The following is a 21,787-nucleotide window of genomic DNA, read 5'->3' as shown; positions in this document are numbered from 1 at the left end:
AAATTAATTTTCAAAAAGTGTTTGACACTGAATGTTAATTCGCTAGAATGGCCGTCCACTTCGAGAGGCTCCTTACTTAAAAGGAACGCTCAACAAGTGAAGCTCTTTAACAATTTAAACCTATCAATCTGTGTGGGCACTCGTTGATGAATATCAAAACGTTATTACTTAGGTAGTAACAGTTACTTCGGTAACAAACTTGATTTCAATGAACTGAGTGACCAATACGAATAATTACTTTCTTTATAGAGAGGGGTTATTTGGCACAGTCAATTCATTACCATTCTGTTGGAATGGTAATAGCTTTAGAATTACATGTTCATGTTTACATGAATATTAGTTTTGAAGTCAGTATTCGTTGAGTCACAAAATCTTAAATTGAAGAGTTTGATCATGGCTCAGATTGAACGCTGGCGGCAGGCCTAACACATGCAAGTCGAGCGGAAACGACACTAACAATCCTTCGGGTGCGTTAATGGGCGTCGAGCGGCGGACGGGTGAGTAATGCCTAGGAAATTGCCTTGATGTGGGGGATAACCATTGGAAACGATGGCTAATACCGCATAATGCCTACGGGCCAAAGAGGGGGACCTTCGGGCCTCTCGCGTCAAGATATGCCTAGGTGGGATTAGCTAGTTGGTGAGGTAATGGCTCACCAAGGCGACGATCCCTAGCTGGTCTGAGAGGATGATCAGCCACACTGGAACTGAGACACGGTCCAGACTCCTACGGGAGGCAGCAGTGGGGAATATTGCACAATGGGCGAAAGCCTGATGCAGCCATGCCGCGTGTATGAAGAAGGCCTTCGGGTTGTAAAGTACTTTCAGTTGTGAGGAAGGGTGTGTAGTTAATAGCTGCGCATCTTGACGTTAGCAACAGAAGAAGCACCGGCTAACTCCGTGCCAGCAGCCGCGGTAATACGGAGGGTGCGAGCGTTAATCGGAATTACTGGGCGTAAAGCGCATGCAGGTGGTTCATTAAGTCAGATGTGAAAGCCCGGGGCTCAACCTCGGAACTGCATTTGAAACTGGTGAACTAGAGTGCTGTAGAGGGGGGTAGAATTTCAGGTGTAGCGGTGAAATGCGTAGAGATCTGAAGGAATACCAGTGGCGAAGGCGGCCCCCTGGACAGACACTGACACTCAGATGCGAAAGCGTGGGGAGCAAACAGGATTAGATACCCTGGTAGTCCACGCCGTAAACGATGTCTACTTGGAGGTTGTGGCCTTGAGCCGTGGCTTTCGGAGCTAACGCGTTAAGTAGACCGCCTGGGGAGTACGGTCGCAAGATTAAAACTCAAATGAATTGACGGGGGCCCGCACAAGCGGTGGAGCATGTGGTTTAATTCGATGCAACGCGAAGAACCTTACCTACTCTTGACATCCAGAGAAGCCAGCGGAGACGCAGGTGTGCCTTCGGGAACTCTGAGACAGGTGCTGCATGGCTGTCGTCAGCTCGTGTTGTGAAATGTTGGGTTAAGTCCCGCAACGAGCGCAACCCTTATCCTTGTTTGCCAGCGAGTAATGTCGGGAACTCCAGGGAGACTGCCGGTGATAAACCGGAGGAAGGTGGGGACGACGTCAAGTCATCATGGCCCTTACGAGTAGGGCTACACACGTGCTACAATGGCGCATACAGAGGGCAGCAAGCTAGCGATAGTGAGCGAATCCCAAAAAGTGCGTCGTAGTCCGGATTGGAGTCTGCAACTCGACTCCATGAAGTCGGAATCGCTAGTAATCGTGAATCAGAATGTCACGGTGAATACGTTCCCGGGCCTTGTACACACCGCCCGTCACACCATGGGAGTGGGCTGCAAAAGAAGTGGGTAGTTTAACCTTTCGAGGAGGACGCTCACCACTTTGTGGTTCATGACTGGGGTGAAGTCGTAACAAGGTAGCCCTAGGGGAACCTGGGGCTGGATCACCTCCTTATACGAAGATACTTACGATGAGTGTCCACACAGATTGATGGTTTAGATTTAGTTAAAGCCAGAGCTTTAATTAATAACGTAAGTTATTGATTAAAGCTTTTTGCTTTATGCTCTTTAACAATTTGGAAAGCTGACTGATTTGATTACTTACGAGTAATTCAAATCAAATTTAAAAGTTCTCAATGTTTACCTTTATTGGTAAACACAACAAACACATTCAAGTGTCTTGTATTCGAATCAATGTTTACATTGATTCACAATTGAGTCCGGCAAACAGTTATCAAGAATTAACCCTTCTTGATGACAACCAAAAACCTTGGTTAGTTGCCATACACTAAGACCCTTTCGGGTTGTATGGTTAAGTGACTAAGCGTACACGGTGGATGCCTTGGCAGTCAGAGGCGATGAAAGGCGTAATAACTTGCGATAAGCCCAGATTAGGTAGTAATAACCTTTTGAGTCTGGGATTCCTGAATGGGGAAACCCACTTGCATAAGCAAGTATCCTGTTGTGAATACATAGCAACAGGAGGCAAACCGGGGGAACTGAAACATCTAAGTACCCCGAGGAAGAGAAATCAACCGAGATTCCGAAAGTAGCGGCGAGCGAAATTGGATTAGCCCTTAAGCTTTTAATGAGACAGACGAAGGCTCTGGAAAGTGCCGCAGTAAAGGGTGATAGCCCCGTAGTCGACATCTCATAATCAGTGAAAACGAGTAGGGCGGGACACGTGATATCCTGTCTGAATATGGGGGGACCATCCTCCAAGGCTAAATACTACTGACTGACCGATAGTGAACCAGTACCGTGAGGGAAAGGCGAAAAGAACCCCTGTGAGGGGAGTGAAATAGAACCTGAAACCGTGTACGTACAAGCAGTAGGAGCACCTTCGTGGTGTGACTGCGTACCTTTTGTATAATGGGTCAGCGACTTAATTTTAGTAGCAAGGTTAACCGTTTAGGGGAGCCGTAGGGAAACCGAGTCTTAACTGGGCGTACAGTTGCTAGGATTAGACCCGAAACCAGGTGATCTAGCCATGGGCAGGTTGAAGGTTGAGTAACATCAACTGGAGGACCGAACCGACTAATGTTGAAAAATTAGCGGATGACTTGTGGCTAGGGGTGAAAGGCCAATCAAACCTGGAGATAGCTGGTTCTCCCCGAAAGCTATTTAGGTAGCGCCTCGGACGAATACTACTGGGGGTAGAGCACTGTTAAGGCTAGGGGGTCATCCCGACTTACCAACCCTTTGCAAACTCCGAATACCAGTAAGTACTATCCGGGAGACACACGGCGGGTGCTAACGTCCGTCGTGGAGAGGGAAACAACCCAGACCGCCAGCTAAGGTCCCAAAGTATAGCTAAGTGGGAAACGATGTGGGAAGGCTCAGACAGCCAGGATGTTGGCTTAGAAGCAGCCATCATTTAAAGAAAGCGTAATAGCTCACTGGTCGAGTCGGCCTGCGCGGAAGATGTAACGGGGCTAAGCTATACACCGAAGCTGCGGCTACGTACCTTAGGGTATGTGGGGTAGGGGAGCGTTCTGTAAGCCGTTGAAGGTGGTCTGTAAGGGCTGCTGGAGGTATCAGAAGTGCGAATGCTGACATGAGTAACGATAAAGGGAGTGAAAAACTCCCTCGCCGGAAGACCAAGGGTTCCTGTCCAACGTTAATCGGGGCAGGGTAAGTCGACTCCTAAGGCGAGGCCGAAAGGCGTAGTCGATGGGAAACGGGTTAATATTCCCGTACTTCTTACAATTGCGATGGGGGGACGGAGAAGGCTAGGTGGGCCTGGCGACGGTTGTCCAGGTTCAAGTATGTAGGCGGGTGGTTTAGGTAAATCCGGACCACTACTAACGCTGAGATACGATGTCGAGCTACTACGGTAGTGAAGTCATTGATGCCATGCTTCCAGGAAAAGCCTCTAAGCTTCAGATTGTAAGGAATCGTACCCCAAACCGACACAGGTGGTCGGGTAGAGAATACCAAGGCGCTTGAGAGAACTCGGGTGAAGGAACTAGGCAAAATGGTACCGTAACTTCGGGAGAAGGTACGCTCTTATCAGTGAAGTCCCTTGCGGATGGAGCAGACGAGAGTCGCAGATACCAGGTGGCTGCAACTGTTTATTAAAAACACAGCACTGTGCAAAATCGTAAGATGACGTATACGGTGTGACGCCTGCCCGGTGCCGGAAGGTTAATTGATGGGGTTAGACTTCGGTCGAAGCTCTTGATCGAAGCCCCGGTAAACGGCGGCCGTAACTATAACGGTCCTAAGGTAGCGAAATTCCTTGTCGGGTAAGTTCCGACCTGCACGAATGGCGTAATGATGGCCACGCTGTCTCCACCCGAGACTCAGTGAAATTGAAATCGCTGTGAAGATGCAGTGTACCCGCGGCTAGACGGAAAGACCCCGTGAACCTTTACTACAGCTTGGCACTGAACATTGAACCTACATGTGTAGGATAGGTGGGAGACTATGAAATTGCGTCGCTAGATGTGATGGAGTCGTCCTTGAAATACCACCCTTGTAGTTTTGATGTTCTAACGTTGGCCCCTGAATCGGGGTTACGGACAGTGCCTGGTGGGTAGTTTGACTGGGGCGGTCTCCTCCCAAAGAGTAACGGAGGAGCACGAAGGTGGGCTAAACACGGTTGGACATCGTGTGGTTAGTGCAATGGCATAAGCCCGCTTGACTGCGAGAATGACAATTCGAGCAGGTGCGAAAGCAGGTCATAGTGATCCGGTGGTTCTGAATGGAAGGGCCATCGCTCAACGGATAAAAGGTACTCCGGGGATAACAGGCTGATACCGCCCAAGAGTTCATATCGACGGCGGTGTTTGGCACCTCGATGTCGGCTCATCACATCCTGGGGCTGAAGTCGGTCCCAAGGGTATGGCTGTTCGCCATTTAAAGTGGTACGCGAGCTGGGTTTAGAACGTCGTGAGACAGTTCGGTCCCTATCTGCCGTGGGCGTTGGAAAATTGAAAGGGGCTGCTCCTAGTACGAGAGGACCGGAGTGGACGAACCTCTGGTGTTCGGGTTGTCATGCCAATGGCATTGCCCGGTAGCTAAGTTCGGAATCGATAACCGCTGAAAGCATCTAAGCGGGAAGCGAGCCTTGAGATGAGTTTTCCCTGGCACTATAAGTGTCCTAAAGGGTTGTCGTAGACTACGACGTTGATAGGCAGGGTGTGTAAGTGCTGCGAGGCATTGAGCTAACCTGTACTAATTGCCCGTGAGGCTTAACCATACAACACCCAAGGGGTTTTGTGGACTCAGATATACCAGACCTTGAATGCGTTTGAAGAGAAATAACTTTTAGATAAGCTTTCCGAATTTTAAAATTTGCTTGGCGACCATAGCATTGTGGACCCACCTGATTCCATGCCGAACTCAGAAGTGAAACACAATAGCGCCGATGGTAGTGTGGGGTTTCCCCATGTGAGAGTAGGACATCGCCAGGCTTTAATTTCGAATTTGTCTATTTAATAGACAAGTCACCATAGAGTTCTAAGTTTTCTTAGTATTTTATGTTGACTTTCAAAGTGGAAAGCGTATTATACGCGTCCTGCTTACGTGCTAAGACACTGAAAGCGTTCTCTTTTTAGAGAACACGCTCTTTAACAATTTAAACCTATCAATCTGTGTGGGCACTCGTTGATGAATATCAAAACGTTTTATCCTTTGGGTAAAACAGTTACTTCGGTAACAAACTTGATTTCAATGAACTGAGTGACCAATACGAATAACTTCGGTTATTTGGCACAGTCAATTCATTACCATTCTGTTGGAATGGTAATAGCTTTAGAATTACATGTTCATGTTTACATGAATATTAGTTTTGAAGTCAGTATTCGTTGAGTCACAAAATCTTAAATTGAAGAGTTTGATCATGGCTCAGATTGAACGCTGGCGGCAGGCCTAACACATGCAAGTCGAGCGGAAACGACACTAACAATCCTTCGGGTGCGTTAATGGGCGTCGAGCGGCGGACGGGTGAGTAATGCCTAGGAAATTGCCTTGATGTGGGGGATAACCATTGGAAACGATGGCTAATACCGCATAATGCCTACGGGCCAAAGAGGGGGACCTTCGGGCCTCTCGCGTCAAGATATGCCTAGGTGGGATTAGCTAGTTGGTGAGGTAATGGCTCACCAAGGCGACGATCCCTAGCTGGTCTGAGAGGATGATCAGCCACACTGGAACTGAGACACGGTCCAGACTCCTACGGGAGGCAGCAGTGGGGAATATTGCACAATGGGCGAAAGCCTGATGCAGCCATGCCGCGTGTATGAAGAAGGCCTTCGGGTTGTAAAGTACTTTCAGTTGTGAGGAAGGGTGTGTAGTTAATAGCTGCGCATCTTGACGTTAGCAACAGAAGAAGCACCGGCTAACTCCGTGCCAGCAGCCGCGGTAATACGGAGGGTGCGAGCGTTAATCGGAATTACTGGGCGTAAAGCGCATGCAGGTGGTTCATTAAGTCAGATGTGAAAGCCCGGGGCTCAACCTCGGAACTGCATTTGAAACTGGTGAACTAGAGTGCTGTAGAGGGGGGTAGAATTTCAGGTGTAGCGGTGAAATGCGTAGAGATCTGAAGGAATACCAGTGGCGAAGGCGGCCCCCTGGACAGACACTGACACTCAGATGCGAAAGCGTGGGGAGCAAACAGGATTAGATACCCTGGTAGTCCACGCCGTAAACGATGTCTACTTGGAGGTTGTGGCCTTGAGCCGTGGCTTTCGGAGCTAACGCGTTAAGTAGACCGCCTGGGGAGTACGGTCGCAAGATTAAAACTCAAATGAATTGACGGGGGCCCGCACAAGCGGTGGAGCATGTGGTTTAATTCGATGCAACGCGAAGAACCTTACCTACTCTTGACATCCAGAGAAGCCAGCGGAGACGCAGGTGTGCCTTCGGGAACTCTGAGACAGGTGCTGCATGGCTGTCGTCAGCTCGTGTTGTGAAATGTTGGGTTAAGTCCCGCAACGAGCGCAACCCTTATCCTTGTTTGCCAGCGAGTAATGTCGGGAACTCCAGGGAGACTGCCGGTGATAAACCGGAGGAAGGTGGGGACGACGTCAAGTCATCATGGCCCTTACGAGTAGGGCTACACACGTGCTACAATGGCGCATACAGAGGGCAGCAAGCTAGCGATAGTGAGCGAATCCCAAAAAGTGCGTCGTAGTCCGGATTGGAGTCTGCAACTCGACTCCATGAAGTCGGAATCGCTAGTAATCGTGAATCAGAATGTCACGGTGAATACGTTCCCGGGCCTTGTACACACCGCCCGTCACACCATGGGAGTGGGCTGCAAAAGAAGTGGGTAGTTTAACCTTTCGAGGAGGACGCTCACCACTTTGTGGTTCATGACTGGGGTGAAGTCGTAACAAGGTAGCCCTAGGGGAACCTGGGGCTGGATCACCTCCTTATACGAAGATACCACGATGAGTGTCCACACAGATTGATTAGGTTTAGAAAGTAAAAGAGACGATATTGGGTCTGTAGCTCAGCTGGTTAGAGCGCTCGCCTGATAAGCGGGAGGTCGGTGGTTCGAGTCCACTCAGACCCACCAATATCGACTAGATACAAAGATGGGGCTATAGCTCAGCTGGGAGAGCGCCTGCCTTGCACGCAGGAGGTCTGCGGTTCGATCCCGCATAGCTCCACCATCTTTAAGTGTTTTTATTTGAAAATATTTAAAAATGGTTCATTAGTTTGAATCTAGCTCTTTAACAATTTGGAAAGCTGACTGATTTGATTACTTACGAGTAATTCAAATCAAATTTAAAAGTTCTCAATGTTTACCTTTATTGGTAAACACAACAAACACATTCAAGTGTCTTGTATTCGAATCAATGTTTACATTGATTCACAATTGAGTCCGGCAAACAGTTATCAAGAATTAACCCTTCTTGATGACAACCAAAAACCTTGGTTAGTTGCCATACACTAAGACCCTTTCGGGTTGTATGGTTAAGTGACTAAGCGTACACGGTGGATGCCTTGGCAGTCAGAGGCGATGAAAGGCGTAATAACTTGCGATAAGCCCAGATTAGGTAGTAATAACCTTTTGAGTCTGGGATTCCTGAATGGGGAAACCCACTTGCATAAGCAAGTATCCTGTTGTGAATACATAGCAACAGGAGGCAAACCGGGGGAACTGAAACATCTAAGTACCCCGAGGAAGAGAAATCAACCGAGATTCCGAAAGTAGCGGCGAGCGAAATTGGATTAGCCCTTAAGCTTTTAATGAGACAGACGAAGGCTCTGGAAAGTGCCGCAGTAAAGGGTGATAGCCCCGTAGTCGACATCTCATAATCAGTGAAAACGAGTAGGGCGGGACACGTGATATCCTGTCTGAATATGGGGGGACCATCCTCCAAGGCTAAATACTACTGACTGACCGATAGTGAACCAGTACCGTGAGGGAAAGGCGAAAAGAACCCCTGTGAGGGGAGTGAAATAGAACCTGAAACCGTGTACGTACAAGCAGTAGGAGCACCTTCGTGGTGTGACTGCGTACCTTTTGTATAATGGGTCAGCGACTTAATTTTAGTAGCAAGGTTAACCGTTTAGGGGAGCCGTAGGGAAACCGAGTCTTAACTGGGCGTACAGTTGCTAGGATTAGACCCGAAACCAGGTGATCTAGCCATGGGCAGGTTGAAGGTTGAGTAACATCAACTGGAGGACCGAACCGACTAATGTTGAAAAATTAGCGGATGACTTGTGGCTAGGGGTGAAAGGCCAATCAAACCTGGAGATAGCTGGTTCTCCCCGAAAGCTATTTAGGTAGCGCCTCGGACGAATACTACTGGGGGTAGAGCACTGTTAAGGCTAGGGGGTCATCCCGACTTACCAACCCTTTGCAAACTCCGAATACCAGTAAGTACTATCCGGGAGACACACGGCGGGTGCTAACGTCCGTCGTGGAGAGGGAAACAACCCAGACCGCCAGCTAAGGTCCCAAAGTATAGCTAAGTGGGAAACGATGTGGGAAGGCTCAGACAGCCAGGATGTTGGCTTAGAAGCAGCCATCATTTAAAGAAAGCGTAATAGCTCACTGGTCGAGTCGGCCTGCGCGGAAGATGTAACGGGGCTAAGCTATACACCGAAGCTGCGGCTACGTACCTTAGGGTATGTGGGGTAGGGGAGCGTTCTGTAAGCCGTTGAAGGTGGTCTGTAAGGGCTGCTGGAGGTATCAGAAGTGCGAATGCTGACATGAGTAACGATAAAGGGAGTGAAAAACTCCCTCGCCGGAAGACCAAGGGTTCCTGTCCAACGTTAATCGGGGCAGGGTAAGTCGACTCCTAAGGCGAGGCCGAAAGGCGTAGTCGATGGGAAACGGGTTAATATTCCCGTACTTCTTACAATTGCGATGGGGGGACGGAGAAGGCTAGGTGGGCCTGGCGACGGTTGTCCAGGTTCAAGTATGTAGGCGGGTGGTTTAGGTAAATCCGGACCACTACTAACGCTGAGATACGATGTCGAGCTACTACGGTAGTGAAGTCATTGATGCCATGCTTCCAGGAAAAGCCTCTAAGCTTCAGATTGTAAGGAATCGTACCCCAAACCGACACAGGTGGTCGGGTAGAGAATACCAAGGCGCTTGAGAGAACTCGGGTGAAGGAACTAGGCAAAATGGTACCGTAACTTCGGGAGAAGGTACGCTCTTATCAGTGAAGTCCCTTGCGGATGGAGCAGACGAGAGTCGCAGATACCAGGTGGCTGCAACTGTTTATTAAAAACACAGCACTGTGCAAAATCGTAAGATGACGTATACGGTGTGACGCCTGCCCGGTGCCGGAAGGTTAATTGATGGGGTTAGACTTCGGTCGAAGCTCTTGATCGAAGCCCCGGTAAACGGCGGCCGTAACTATAACGGTCCTAAGGTAGCGAAATTCCTTGTCGGGTAAGTTCCGACCTGCACGAATGGCGTAATGATGGCCACGCTGTCTCCACCCGAGACTCAGTGAAATTGAAATCGCTGTGAAGATGCAGTGTACCCGCGGCTAGACGGAAAGACCCCGTGAACCTTTACTACAGCTTGGCACTGAACATTGAACCTACATGTGTAGGATAGGTGGGAGACTATGAAATTGCGTCGCTAGATGTGATGGAGTCGTCCTTGAAATACCACCCTTGTAGTTTTGATGTTCTAACGTTGGCCCCTGAATCGGGGTTACGGACAGTGCCTGGTGGGTAGTTTGACTGGGGCGGTCTCCTCCCAAAGAGTAACGGAGGAGCACGAAGGTGGGCTAAACACGGTTGGACATCGTGTGGTTAGTGCAATGGCATAAGCCCGCTTGACTGCGAGAATGACAATTCGAGCAGGTGCGAAAGCAGGTCATAGTGATCCGGTGGTTCTGAATGGAAGGGCCATCGCTCAACGGATAAAAGGTACTCCGGGGATAACAGGCTGATACCGCCCAAGAGTTCATATCGACGGCGGTGTTTGGCACCTCGATGTCGGCTCATCACATCCTGGGGCTGAAGTCGGTCCCAAGGGTATGGCTGTTCGCCATTTAAAGTGGTACGCGAGCTGGGTTTAGAACGTCGTGAGACAGTTCGGTCCCTATCTGCCGTGGGCGTTGGAAAATTGAAAGGGGCTGCTCCTAGTACGAGAGGACCGGAGTGGACGAACCTCTGGTGTTCGGGTTGTCATGCCAATGGCATTGCCCGGTAGCTAAGTTCGGAATCGATAACCGCTGAAAGCATCTAAGCGGGAAGCGAGCCTTGAGATGAGTTTTCCCTGGCACTATAAGTGTCCTAAAGGGTTGTCGTAGACTACGACGTTGATAGGCAGGGTGTGTAAGTGCTGCGAGGCATTGAGCTAACCTGTACTAATTGCCCGTGAGGCTTAACCATACAACACCCAAGGGGTTTTGTGGACTCAGATATACCAGACCTTGAATGCGTTTGAAGAGAAATAACTTTTAGATAAGCTTTCCGAATTTTAAAATTTGCTTGGCGACCATAGCATTGTGGACCCACCTGATTCCATGCCGAACTCAGAAGTGAAACACAATAGCGCCGATGGTAGTGTGGGGTTTCCCCATGTGAGAGTAGGACATCGCCAGGCTTTAAATTAAATCTTTAGGTTGACCGACCTGGAGATATGGACGCTCACTTAGTGAGTTGACCACTGCGGAGTGGTAGTTCAGTTGGTTAGAATACCGGCCTGTCACGCCGGGGGTCGCGGGTTCGAGTCCCGTCCACTCCGCCACTTATTAGAAAAGCCCTGCTAGAAATAGCAGGGCTTTTTTACATCTCAATAAAAGTGTTTTGCCCTTCGGCCGAATAAGTCCCACAAAGGGGTTGCCTGAAGTCCGCAACCCGGCCATTCCGCTACTTATTAGAAAGCTTAGTCTGACGACTAGGCTTTCGTCGTTTCTGGGGTATGAGTTTTAACTCTTGGTTTTGACTTCCGTAAAAGGTTGTTTTGGCTAGTAATCGTTGAATCGACGATTGATTAGAAAGCTGTCTTAGCAATAGCAGGGCTTTGCGATTATGGGCTCTAACATGACAAATTGATCTTAATAAATAAGTTAGCAGGAGTTTTCTAAGTAGCTGTCGCTTCTTAATTACTTCTGTTGAGTGATGATTAAGCCGCGCTTTAAACTTCGGAGTTTTGCTGTGTCCCAGAATTGATTTCGTCTAGAGTCTGAAACTCGGCTGCTATACATTCACTTCTTCAATCTTAAACCAAGCTATCTGATCGTTATTCCTTCAAAAATCTATATAAAGGTTGTCAGTCAGCTCAAATGGATTCTAAACAGCTTGTTTTATAATTTGCTAAAAACCACATACGGATAGATCTAAAGTATCCCTTAGGGTTTTTTAGGAAACCTTAAGGGTGATTTCATTAAGATTTAACCTCATGACTTAAAATCAGTACTTATAAAGCATTAATAGTATTTGAAAACCAATGATCAAGATGTGTGACTTATGGATTGTTCCGAGCTAGGTGGGCCATATACAAATGGACGGTGCTTCGGTCTGCAATAAGCTGGGTGTGGAGAAGGGATTTGGATGGAAGACTTTTACTACCATCTCTAGTGTTCGCTTATTAGTACTTAGCAAGTTATCTAAGGTAAACACTAGATACAAAAAAGCCGATGCTTGGCATCGGCTTCATGTTAGTTATATCAGTTTAAGCTGGCTGAACTAAAGCAAGTGCCTTACGAGAAACTTCGTGGGCTGCTTTGGTTAAGTTCTGCTTCTCTAGTGCATCAGATAGGTATCCGTAATCTGAAACATTAGAGCGAAGTGCCAATGCTTTTTCAAAGTGACTTTGTGCTTCTGCCCACTTATGTTCTCTTAAGTAGAACTGAGCCAATGCGCTGTGTGCTTCGGCATTGCCACCATCTTTACTGATGGCGCGCTCTAGCATCACAACGACTGGGTGGTGATCGGCAAGGTTAAGCTCTGGAAGCAACATGTAGAGCTCATTTGAACCACTTTTCGCAATGTTCTCTTTGATCACAGTGAAGGCTTCTGAGTCAGCTTTACGAGCGATCAGTTGCTTCACAAAGCAGGAAACAAGGTGAGAGCTTTGTTTCTGCTTTCTTGAAAGCTTGTTCCAATGGCTGATTAAACCTTCGCTACCTTGCTGCTGTGCCACATCGTGAAGCAAGCCGCATTGTGCTTTTTGTTCTAACTCAACTTGCTCATCAGCCGTAAGAAGCTTGTTTTTAGCCAGCTTAGGCGTTAACTCTAGTAATGGCTGCCAGAGTTTAAGCTGCATGTAAGTGGCTTTTAGTAGGCCAAGTACAGCGGTGTTATTCGGGTACGAACCTTTCAATGTTGAAAGTGTATCGAAAGCCGCTTCGTAGTTCGACTCACTGATCTGTTGTTTTGCTTTAGTTAGCTCAACGGCCAGTAGAGAGTTCTCTTGTTGGCTAGCGAGCTCGATGTACTTATCACGCTCACTCGTATTACCTTGTTCATGAGCAGCTTGAGAAGCGACTAAATAACAAAGCAGAGGCATGTCGTGATGATTAGCCCAACGAGTTACTTTCCTCTCTGCGCCTTTCCAATCACCTTCAAGAAGCTTGATGATGCCTTCATTGGTATAACGACGAGAGCGTTTTAGTTTACGAACACTGAACCAGTTCCAAGTCGTTGAGCTTGCGTACATAAGCTTTTTGAATAGGTACTCCAAGCCGAATAGAGCAGCTAGAAGAGCAATGACAAATATAACCAGTGTTGTCACACTCATCTCAATGGTCTTATTTGCTATCGAGATCAGGACATAACCTTGTTGACCTGAGAACTGGGTACCTACAACTAATCCGGCACCTAGAACGAGAAAAAGAAAAATCCAGCGAATCATTATTTCTCCTCCGTGGTCATAACGGTCACTTCACGACGTAGGCGCTCACGTATAACATCTGACAACTCATTTTGAGACTCAAGTTTTACAGGGTATTTCACAGAGATATTCTGATGACTTAACTGTTTAATCGCCTTCTCAAATTCAATCACTGAGTTGTTATCTTGGTTTAGGTACGCTTTCGACCACTCGCTAGCGGTATTAAGTGCTGCACTGTAGACATCACCTTGCTCTTTGTAGACAGCGCGAATTGCGGTCTCTAATTTTCCCTTGATATTCTCACGTAGGTAGAAGTGTTGCTCAGGAGAGAGTAGAGGGATGACTTCACCATCACGACTACGGAAGGTGATGAAGTTTTCTGAGAAGTCTTTCATCGACGTCATCAGGTTGTTCTGCCAATCATTAATATCTTTCGATACCGCTTTTTTCTCAACAACAGCAGCTTCTGGAAGAATTGCATTGGCAAGCGGTAGCGTATCGACTTGCTGTTGTAGACTTGTGATGCGTAGAACTAAGCCATCGCGGTCGATAAGAGGGATAGTGCGAAGCTTAGTAATGTCATTGGTCATTGATTGGCGCAGTGATACTAAGCTTGGGTCATTTAGTGCGGCGATACGTTGATCGGCGCTTTCCATTAGTTTGGTTGCGCTAACGGCATCATGCTCAAGGAACAACTTACGACCTGCTAGTTTTACTAGGTAATCGGCTTCAGCAAGCAACCAGTCATTCGGTCGACGGCCTTTAACGTCAGCTACTGCTAACTGCAGACTTTGAATACTCTTTTGTTGCTGGGATTGTACGACCTGAGTTTTCTCCACTGCGTGAGAAGCTTCTTGGATAGTCTCTTGCTTGATGGTTTGCAGGTCTTTATTTACTGCAGATTGGGTATTTTGCAGTTGTGTTTGAAGAGCCGAGATTTGAGCCGAGTACTCAGCGCTCTTTTGCTGCATTTGAAATGCGATACCGCCACTGAAAATAATAGAAATAGCGATCGCAATAGCGCCTAGTTTGACACCGCGCTTACCTTGCTTTTCTGCTTTCTCGATTTGCTCTTTATGCTCAACTTGAGGCTGTTCACTTTGAACCGTATTTGACGCAGAGGCATCAAGTTTTTTTTCAGGCTGTTTTGTCTCTGTAGATTCAGCTTTTTCGTTTTCAACAACTACTGGCTGAGTGTCTTGTTTCTTTTCAGGTTCAATATGCTCATTATTTTTTTTGCTTGTCATGCTTATTTCCTGTTTCTAGCTAGGGCCGGAGAGCAGCCAGTAATATTTGGTTCGTAGCACTTTGAGTATTGGTCACGTTCGAGAAACCGAGTTGTTGTGCTCGTTCTACTATGCGCTGGCTTGGGACAAATAGTTGTCTCGTTGAAAGCCAAGCCAAATACTCATCAGGGGTAATTGAGCAGAGATACTCCAATTGTTCCTGACTAGTGATGACAACTTTGGACGTTTTTTTGTTTATCCATGTTTGATAGATATTGTGATCGTTAATGGGAATATATTCTCTACGGTAGGTCTCACAATAAGAGACTTGTGCACCTCGATTGAGTAAAGAATCTCGAATGAGCTCACGCCCACCATTTCCACGCAGTATCAAAATGGATTTATTATCTACGCCATTAAGTTCAGTAAGTTTGAGAAGATGTTCACTATCACTCACTTGGGGATAGTTTACTTTTTGTTTACTAACTTTGCTTAAAACGTGCGCAGTTTTTTGACCAACGCCAAGATAAAGCGGCGAAGTTGGCCAAATAGATGAAGTTTTCGAAAGGATGCTTTGGGCAGCGGTCACAGCGTGGTGACTGACTGCAATAATGATATCGCTGTTATTAAGCTGGGTGCTTAAATCCGATGAGTGTGGATTATCAACGATACGAATAAGCGGATGATGGATTGCTTGAATCCCTTCATCCGCTAGTTGTTGGCAAAGCGATTGTCCCTCTGAGCCGGGACGTGTCACCAACACTGTCATGATTATTCTTGGTCAGCGTAGAGCTTGGTTAAGATTTCTCTCGCGCCATCATCCAGCAACTGATTTGCCAGAGTAACGCCAAGCGCTTCTGCATCTTTGCGAAGGCCAGAGATCTCACCACGAACCATTTTAGAACCATCTGGTTCGCCTACTAATGCACGTAGCCAGATATTATCGCCATCTAATAATGAGTAGCTGCCGATAGGCACCTGACAACCACCTTCTAGGGTAAGGTTCATTGCACGTTCGCACAGTACACGATCAGCCGTGTCTTTATGATTCAGTGGTTCAAGGAGTTTAATCAGACGCTCGTCATCAAGGCGACACTCAATACCAACAGCGCCTTGGCCAACAGCAGGGAGAGACTGCTCTGGTTCGATGAAGCTACGAATACGCTCTTCTAGCTCTAGACGTTTAAGACCTGCAGCAGCGAGTACGATCGCATCGTATTGACCATCATCGAGTTTACCTAGACGAGTACCAACATTGCCGCGCAGTTCTTTGATGATCAGATCTGGGCGGTATTCTAGCAACTGACATTGACGACGCAGGCTACACGTACCCACGACAGCACCTTGTGGTAGCTCGTCGATGTTGTTGCAAGTGTTTGAAACGAAAGCATCACGAGGGTCTTCGCGTTCACAGATAGTTACTAGACCTAGACCTTCAGGGAAGTCGACCGGTACATCTTTCATTGAGTGAACGGCTAGGTCAGCACGGCCTTCTAGCATGGCTACTTCGAGTTCTTTAACGAACAGCCCTTTACCACCCACTTTAGCCAGCGGGGTATCTAGGATGATGTCACCTTTGGTCACCATAGTTACCAACTCAACCTCTAAACCAGGGTGAGCAGCTTGCAGTGCATCCCTTACAAAGTATGCCTGCCAAAGGGCAAGAGGGCTTTTTCTGGTCGCGATACGGATTGGTGCTGAATTTGTCATGGTGTTTCCGATATAGGTTCTGTAATAGGCTAATCCTACCATTGTGAGGCGAAAATTCTTACTGTTTGATCATTCCATGCTTTGATAGCTGAGGGATTTTCATGAGTTCACCAAAATAGTGTGATTGGTATCTCATTTGAAACATGGGCTATTATTAGAAATAGGTAATAAAGAGGACACTACGGCGCCGTGATTTTAACTTTTTGTCATCAAGGCATTGGCCAGTATGACAGGTTCCTTTGCTTTACCATTAAGGGTAAAAGTGTTAAATTGATCACGTTTTGTTGCTCCTTTCGTTCAGTAACTAAACAGAAGTGCATTTAATCTCAAACCAAGGACTTACCTTGCAGGCTTACACTCAGACTTTGATTCAACGATTAGACAATCTTAATCAGCAGCGCATTGATCGTGCGTTGGCGTTGATGAATGTCCAAGGCCAGCGAGTTTTCAACCTTATTCCTGCACTACTTCACTTCAATCATCCCATGATGCCTGGTTATTATGACCAACAAGTTCCTTTTGGAATTCGCAGCTTCACGCCTAATGAATTCCAAAAGCAATTTGTCTCTGATACCGAATTAACGCTGGGTGGAAAACTCACCGAGGCTGCTGAACCGGCAATCCTGGGCTTGTACACCATGGGCAGTACTTCTTCTATTGGCCAAAGCACTTCAAGTGATCTCGATATCTGGGTGTGTGTTTCTCCGGATATGGATGGCGCATCTCGCGACAGCCTGACCAACAAATGTCTGTTGATTACCGACTGGGCTGAAACCTTAGGGGTTGAAGCTAACTTCTTCTTGATGGATGAACAGCGTTTCCGCTCAAACCATTCTGAAGAGATGACCGGTGATAACTGTGGTTCTTCACAGCACTTATTACTGCTTGATGAGTTCTATCGCTCTGCCGTTCGTTTGGCTGGCCAGCGTTTGTTGTGGCAAATAATTCCGCCAGAAATGGAAGAGTGTTACGACGAGTATGTCCAAGGCCTGTGTCAGGATGGTTATCTTGATTGCTCGCAGTGGATCGATTTCGGCAAGCTGAACCGCATCCCTGCTGAAGAGTACTTTGGTTCAAACCTATGGCAGCTCTATAAGAGTATCGACTCACCGTATAAATCGGTTTTGAAGGCGATCCTGTTAGAAGCTTATTCATGGGAATACCCAAACACCCAACTGCTGAGTATTGATACCAAGCGTCGCTTCTTCGCGGATGAACCGGATCTGTATGGCATGGATAGCTACTATCTGATGCTTGAGAAGGTAACGCGCTATCTAGAACGCATTAACGACCACACTCGATTGGACTTGGTGAGACGCTGTTTCTACCTTAAGACCCACGAGAAGTTGTCACGAGATGCGGGCATTGGTTCTGTTGCGTGGCGTCGTGAAGCCTTAACTGAGATGACTAAGTCTTGGAATTGGGGACATGAAACCATTGCTGAGCTCGATAACCGCCGTAACTGGAAGGTAGAGCAAGTTAAAGTGGTACACCATGCACTGCTTGATGCCTTGATGCTGAGCTACCGCAATCTGATTCAATTTGCGCGTCGTAACGACATCACTTCGGCAATCAGCCCACAAGATATCAGTATCTTGGCTCGTAAGCTTTACGCTGCGTTTGAGGTGTTGCCGGGTAAAGTGACACTACTGAACCCACAAATCTCTCCTGATCTTCATGAACCAGACTTGAGCTTCATCGAAGTTCGTCAGGGTCAGTCGAATAAAGCCGGTTGGTACTTGTATAAGCAGCCACTGGTAGCGCATCGTATTCTTGGTCAGCCTTCTCTGGAACACCATGAGTACTTGAGTAAGTTGGTTGCTTGGTCGTTTTTTAATGGCTTGATTACCGAGTCGACGCGTTTGCACTCTGTGGTACGTGACGCTCAGATTGATATCGATAAGTTCTACCAAATGGTGAGCGACCTGCGTAATACCTTCTCTTTACGTAAGCGCCGCCCGAGTATGCAAGCTCTGGCGAGCCCGTGTGAAATAAGCCAACTGGCGATGTTCATCAACTTTGAAAGTGACCCAACTTCTGAATTAAGTGGTCGTGCGTTGAAGGTTGATCTTAAGAACGCCGATATCTTCAGTTTTGGTGAAGAGGGTAAGAGTTTAGTCGGCAGTGTTGATCTGGTTTATCGTAACTCTTGGCATGAAGTACGTACGCTTCATTTCCAAGGTGATACTGCAATGCTCGACGCGTTGAAGACGGTACTTGGTAAAATGCACCAAGATGCTTTACCGCCAGAATCGGTCGATGTGTTCTGTTACAGCAAAAACCTGCGTGGTGTGATGCGTAATATGGTGTATCAACTGCTTGCTGAGTGTATCGACTTACGATTGAAACCGATTGAGCCGGAGAAGCGCCGCCGCTTCAAGGCTATTCGTCTGGCAAACAAGATGTTTGGCCTGTTCTTTGAACGTCGTGGCGTTTCGGTGCAGATGCTGGAAAACTCGGTCGATTTCTATCGTAGTATCTCGACGAATAAGCTGAAGGGCTCACCTTTACTGATGCTCGATAAAGAGCAAGAGTATCAGCTACCAGAAGTGGTTGATGGTTTTGCGAGTGAAGGTTTAATTCAATTTTTCTTTGAGGATACCGACAAAGGTTTCAATATTTATGTATTGGACGAGTCGAATCAAGTTGAGGTGTATCACCAATACAGCGGTGAAAAAGATGAGATGATCGCGAGCGTGAATTCTTTCTACACTTCAGTAAAAGATGAGTCGAAGGTGTCGTCTAAGTTGATTAATTTCAATCTACCTCAGTACTACCAAATCGTTCATCCTGAAGAAGGTAACTCTTATGTGGTGCCTTACCGTAATGATGCGACTTTAGCTTCTCGGAGCTCAAAGATAGTCAACATCTAGGCTTATTCTCGATAATTGATATTAAGAAAGGAGTGATTGATTCACTCCTTTTTGTTTTTTACCAATAATTAGATCCAATTGATCTCTTCATCTGCGTGTTTTTCGCATTCTTCTTTGACCATCTCAAACAATTCCATACCCGTCTTTGAGCATGTCCATTTGTCATCAACTAGCTTGAAGTGAAAACCACCAGATTTAGACGCTAACCAGATTTCTTTCATTGGTTCTTGGCGGTTGATAATGATTTGGCTGCGGTTCTCAAACTCCAGCGTCATTACGTTACCAGTCACTTCGTAATCAATATCTGCCTCTGATTCATCGATAGCTTCTTCGATGTTTTGCATCTGTATATCGACCAGTTGATGAAATTCAGTCTCGTTCATCCTTTCTATCCTATTGCTTTTCCTGAGTGTGGTGCGATTATAGGGGGCATTGAGTTAATAATCACGATATGCAAAATGAAAAAATTAATTACCGCTCTGTTTATGGTGTCCGTTATTGGACTTTCTGGTTGTGGTCAAACGGGTCCTTTGTACGATCCTGATGAAGTTCAGCAGACTGAACAATCACAATAAGTGAAAACACGCAGAAATCGTTATTTATAAGGGATAAGAACTTTGGATTACTTCAACTATCAGGAAGATGGCCAGCTTTGGGCTGAGGACGTCGCACTTTCACAACTAGCAGAGCAATATGGTACTCCGTTGTACGTATATTCTCGTGCAACATTAGAACGCCACTGGAATGCGTTTGATTCATCGGTTGGTGAGCATCCACACTTGGTGTGTTATGCCGTTAAAGCTAACTCGAACCTTGGCGTGTTGAATACTTTGGCTCGCATGGGCTCAGGTTTCGACATCGTTTCTGGCGGTGAGCTAGAGCGTGTGGTTGCTGCGGGTGGCGATCCGGCTAAAGTTGTGTTTTCTGGTGTTGGCAAAACAGCCGCTGAAATGAAGCGTGCGCTTGAGTTGAACATTAAATGTTTCAACGTAGAGTCTGAGCCAGAACTGGAGCGACTGAATAAAGTGGCTGGTGAGCTTGGTGTTAAAGCGCCGATTTCACTGCGTATTAACCCAGATGTTGATGCGAACACTCACCCTTACATTTCTACGGGTCTGCGTGATAACAAATTCGGCATTGCCTTCGACCGTGCTCCTGCAGTTTATGCGTTTGCAAAAACACTCGATAACTTGTCTATCCATGGTATTGATTGCCACATCGGTTCTCAGTTAACGGATATCGAACCTTTCATCGATGCCACTGACCGCCTGCTTGCACTGATTGACCAACTACGTGCGAATGACATCAACATCAAACACCTTGATGTAGGTGGCGGTTTGGGCGTGGTTTACCGAGATGAATTACCACCACAACCTTCAGATTACGCGAAGGCTTTGTTGGCTCGTTTAGACAATCATTCTGATCTAGAGTTGATTTTCGAGCCTGGAAGAGCGATTGCTGCGAACGCTGGTGTATTATTAACGAAAGTTGAGTTCCTGAAGCCAACAGAGCATAAAAACTTTGCCATCATCGATGCGGCAATGAACGATCTAATGCGCCCGGCACTTTACCAAGCTTGGCAGGATATTGTGCCAGTGAGCCCGCGTCAGGGTGAAGCGGTGACTTACGACTTGGTTGGCCCTATCTGTGAGACGGGTGACTTCCTAGGTAAAGACCGTGACCTTGTTCTTGAAGAAGGCGACCTACTGGCCGTTCGTTCTGCAGGTGCTTATGGCTTTGCTATGTCATCTAACTACAACACTCGTTCGCGTGCGGCTGAAGTGATGGTTGATGGCGATAAAACTCATTTGGTTCGTCAGCGTGAAGAGCTTACGAGTCTGTGGGAACTTGAAAACATTCTTCCGGAGTAATTTTAAGCGTTATGCACTTCCACTTTTCTAAAATGCATGGTTTGGGCAATGATTTCATGGTCGTGGACTGCATTACTCAAAATATTTTCTTTTCTCCAGATTTGATCCGCCGTTTGGCGGATCGTCACACTGGTGTGGGTTTTGATCAGCTACTTGTGGTTGAGGCTCCCTATGATCCAGAAACTGACTTCCATTACCGCATATTCAATGCGGATGGCAGTGAAGTGGAGCAGTGTGGCAATGGCGCTCGTTGTTTTGCACGATTCGTTCGCATGAAAGGCTTAACGAATAAGTACAGCATCAACGTGAGCACCAAGAAAGGAAAAATGGTTCTCAAGATTGAAGACAATGACCAGATCACTGTCAACATGGGCATTCCTGAGTTTGAACCTGGCAAAATCCCATTCAAGGCAAAGCAGCCTGAGAAGACGTATATCTTAAGAACGGATGTACATACCTTGTTCTGTGGTGCCGTAAGTATGGGTAACCCGCACGTGGTTACCGTTGTTGATGATGTCGATACTGCAGATGTGGAGACCTTAGGTCCGCTTCTTGAATCACATGAACGTTTCCCTGAGCGTGTTAATGCTGGCTTTATGCAAGTGATTAACCGTGAAGAAGTTCGCTTGCGTGTTTATGAACGCGGTGCGGGTGAAACTCAGGCGTGTGGCAGCGGTGCATGTGGCGCGGTTGCGGTTGGTATCAATCAAGGTTTGCTGGCTGAGAACGTGAAAGTTCGTCTACCTGGTGGTGATTTGCAGATTAGTTGGCAAGGTCCGGGTAAACCTCTGTTTATGACTGGCCCGGCAACCCATGTGTTTGATGGTCAACTTTCTTGCTAATAAACATTCATAACCAATAGATTCA

At 47.0% G+C, this 21,787-nt stretch carries 11 protein-coding genes, 3 tRNA genes and 6 rRNA genes; 15 read left to right on the top strand and 5 right to left on the bottom strand.

The features are described from left to right. Positions 1 to 375: 375 nt before the first annotated feature. The 11 genes from AC3CH4_RS15015 (at position 376) to AC3CH4_RS14965 (ending at position 11,152) form a co-directional block, all read left to right on the top strand. Positions 376 to 1,930: ribosomal RNA gene (locus AC3CH4_RS15015) — 16S ribosomal RNA — on the top strand. A gap of 181 nt (positions 1,931 to 2,111) precedes the next feature. Next, entirely contained in the window at positions 2,112 to 2,267 is a 156-nt protein-coding gene (locus AC3CH4_RS15010; protein ID WP_226980799.1) for a hypothetical protein, read from the top strand. An 18-nt stretch (positions 2,268 to 2,285) separates the two neighbouring features. Then, positions 2,286 to 5,179: ribosomal RNA gene (locus AC3CH4_RS15005) — 23S ribosomal RNA — on the top strand. A 98-nt stretch (positions 5,180 to 5,277) separates the two neighbouring features. Then, positions 5,278 to 5,393 (top strand): 5S ribosomal RNA (rrf, locus tag AC3CH4_RS15000). A gap of 410 nt (positions 5,394 to 5,803) precedes the next feature. Next, positions 5,804 to 7,358 (top strand): 16S ribosomal RNA (locus AC3CH4_RS14995). A 66-nt stretch (positions 7,359 to 7,424) separates the two neighbouring features. Further along, a tRNA-Ile gene (locus AC3CH4_RS14990) sits at positions 7,425 to 7,501 on the top strand. 21 nt (positions 7,502 to 7,522) lie between these two features. Next, positions 7,523 to 7,598: transfer RNA gene (locus tag AC3CH4_RS14985), tRNA-Ala, on the top strand. A gap of 128 nt (positions 7,599 to 7,726) precedes the next feature. Then, entirely contained in the window at positions 7,727 to 7,882 is a 156-nt protein-coding gene (locus AC3CH4_RS14980; protein WP_226980799.1) for a hypothetical protein, read from the top strand. Positions 7,883 to 7,900: 18 nt separating this feature from the next. Beyond that, positions 7,901 to 10,794, top strand: a 23S ribosomal RNA gene (locus tag AC3CH4_RS14975). Between the two features lie 98 nt (positions 10,795 to 10,892). Next, a 5S ribosomal RNA gene (gene rrf / locus AC3CH4_RS14970) occupies positions 10,893 to 11,008 on the top strand. Together the 16S, 23S and 5S rRNA genes with 3 tRNA genes alongside form the textbook arrangement of a ribosomal RNA operon. Positions 11,009 to 11,075: 67 nt before the next feature. After that, positions 11,076 to 11,152 (top strand) — tRNA-Asp (locus AC3CH4_RS14965). A 927-nt stretch (positions 11,153 to 12,079) separates the two neighbouring features. Here the strand turns inward: AC3CH4_RS14965 and AC3CH4_RS14960 are convergent. Genes AC3CH4_RS14960 through hemC form a run of 4 tightly spaced genes read right to left on the bottom strand, consistent with a single transcriptional unit; the run spans position 12,080 to position 16,176 of the window. Then, positions 12,080 to 13,261: a heme biosynthesis HemY N-terminal domain-containing protein gene (locus tag AC3CH4_RS14960; protein WP_488543091.1), complete on the bottom strand. Its 1,182-nt coding sequence runs from the start codon at positions 13,259 to 13,261 to the stop codon at positions 12,080 to 12,082. Beyond that, positions 13,261 to 14,487 carry a uroporphyrinogen-III C-methyltransferase gene (locus AC3CH4_RS14955; protein ID WP_488543090.1) on the bottom strand — a complete coding sequence of 409 codons (1,227 nt, stop codon included), beginning with the start codon at positions 14,485 to 14,487 and terminating at the stop codon, positions 13,261 to 13,263. The genes AC3CH4_RS14960 and AC3CH4_RS14955 overlap by 1 nt, the downstream gene beginning before the upstream one ends. A gap of 19 nt (positions 14,488 to 14,506) precedes the next feature. Further along, a complete protein-coding gene (locus tag AC3CH4_RS14950) occupies positions 14,507 to 15,235 on the bottom strand; it encodes a uroporphyrinogen-III synthase (protein ID WP_017091152.1) in 729 nt (242 codons plus the stop codon). Between the two features lie 2 nt (positions 15,236 to 15,237). After that, positions 15,238 to 16,176 carry a hydroxymethylbilane synthase gene (gene hemC / locus AC3CH4_RS14945; RefSeq protein ID WP_488543089.1) on the bottom strand — a complete coding sequence of 313 codons (939 nt, stop codon included), beginning with the start codon at positions 16,174 to 16,176 and terminating at the stop codon, positions 15,238 to 15,240. A gap of 344 nt (positions 16,177 to 16,520) precedes the next feature. Between hemC and AC3CH4_RS14940 the strand changes: the two genes are divergently transcribed. Next, the gene (locus tag AC3CH4_RS14940) at positions 16,521 to 19,049 is read left to right on the top strand and encodes a class I adenylate cyclase (protein WP_017084846.1); all 2,529 of its coding nucleotides are present in this window, start codon (positions 16,521 to 16,523) and stop codon (positions 19,047 to 19,049) included. A gap of 68 nt (positions 19,050 to 19,117) precedes the next feature. Here the strand turns inward: AC3CH4_RS14940 and cyaY are convergent, their stop codons facing one another. Next, entirely contained in the window at positions 19,118 to 19,432 is a 315-nt protein-coding gene (gene cyaY, locus AC3CH4_RS14935) for an iron donor protein CyaY (RefSeq protein ID WP_146458265.1), read from the bottom strand. 75 nt (positions 19,433 to 19,507) lie between these two features. Between cyaY and lptM the strand changes: the two genes are divergently transcribed. From lptM to dapF, 3 genes are read left to right on the top strand one after another with little or no spacing between them, the layout of a single operon-like run. Further along, positions 19,508 to 19,624, top strand: coding sequence for an LPS translocon maturation chaperone LptM (lptM, locus tag AC3CH4_RS14930; RefSeq protein WP_407829960.1), 117 nt, complete (start codon positions 19,508 to 19,510; stop codon positions 19,622 to 19,624). A 42-nt stretch (positions 19,625 to 19,666) separates the two neighbouring features. Continuing rightward, positions 19,667 to 20,920 (top strand): diaminopimelate decarboxylase, encoded by a 1,254-nt coding sequence (gene lysA / locus AC3CH4_RS14925; RefSeq protein WP_004736616.1) that lies wholly within the window; start codon positions 19,667 to 19,669, stop codon positions 20,918 to 20,920. An 11-nt stretch (positions 20,921 to 20,931) separates the two neighbouring features. Further along, the gene (dapF, locus tag AC3CH4_RS14920; protein WP_004736615.1) at positions 20,932 to 21,762 is read left to right on the top strand and encodes a diaminopimelate epimerase; all 831 of its coding nucleotides are present in this window, start codon (positions 20,932 to 20,934) and stop codon (positions 21,760 to 21,762) included. Positions 21,763 to 21,787: the final 25 nt, after the last annotated feature.

It is taken from the genome of Vibrio sp. QJM3NY_26, assembly GCF_057786005.1.
Note: the sequence above shows the minus strand (reverse complement) of the source record. Positions and strands in the feature narration are given on the sequence as shown.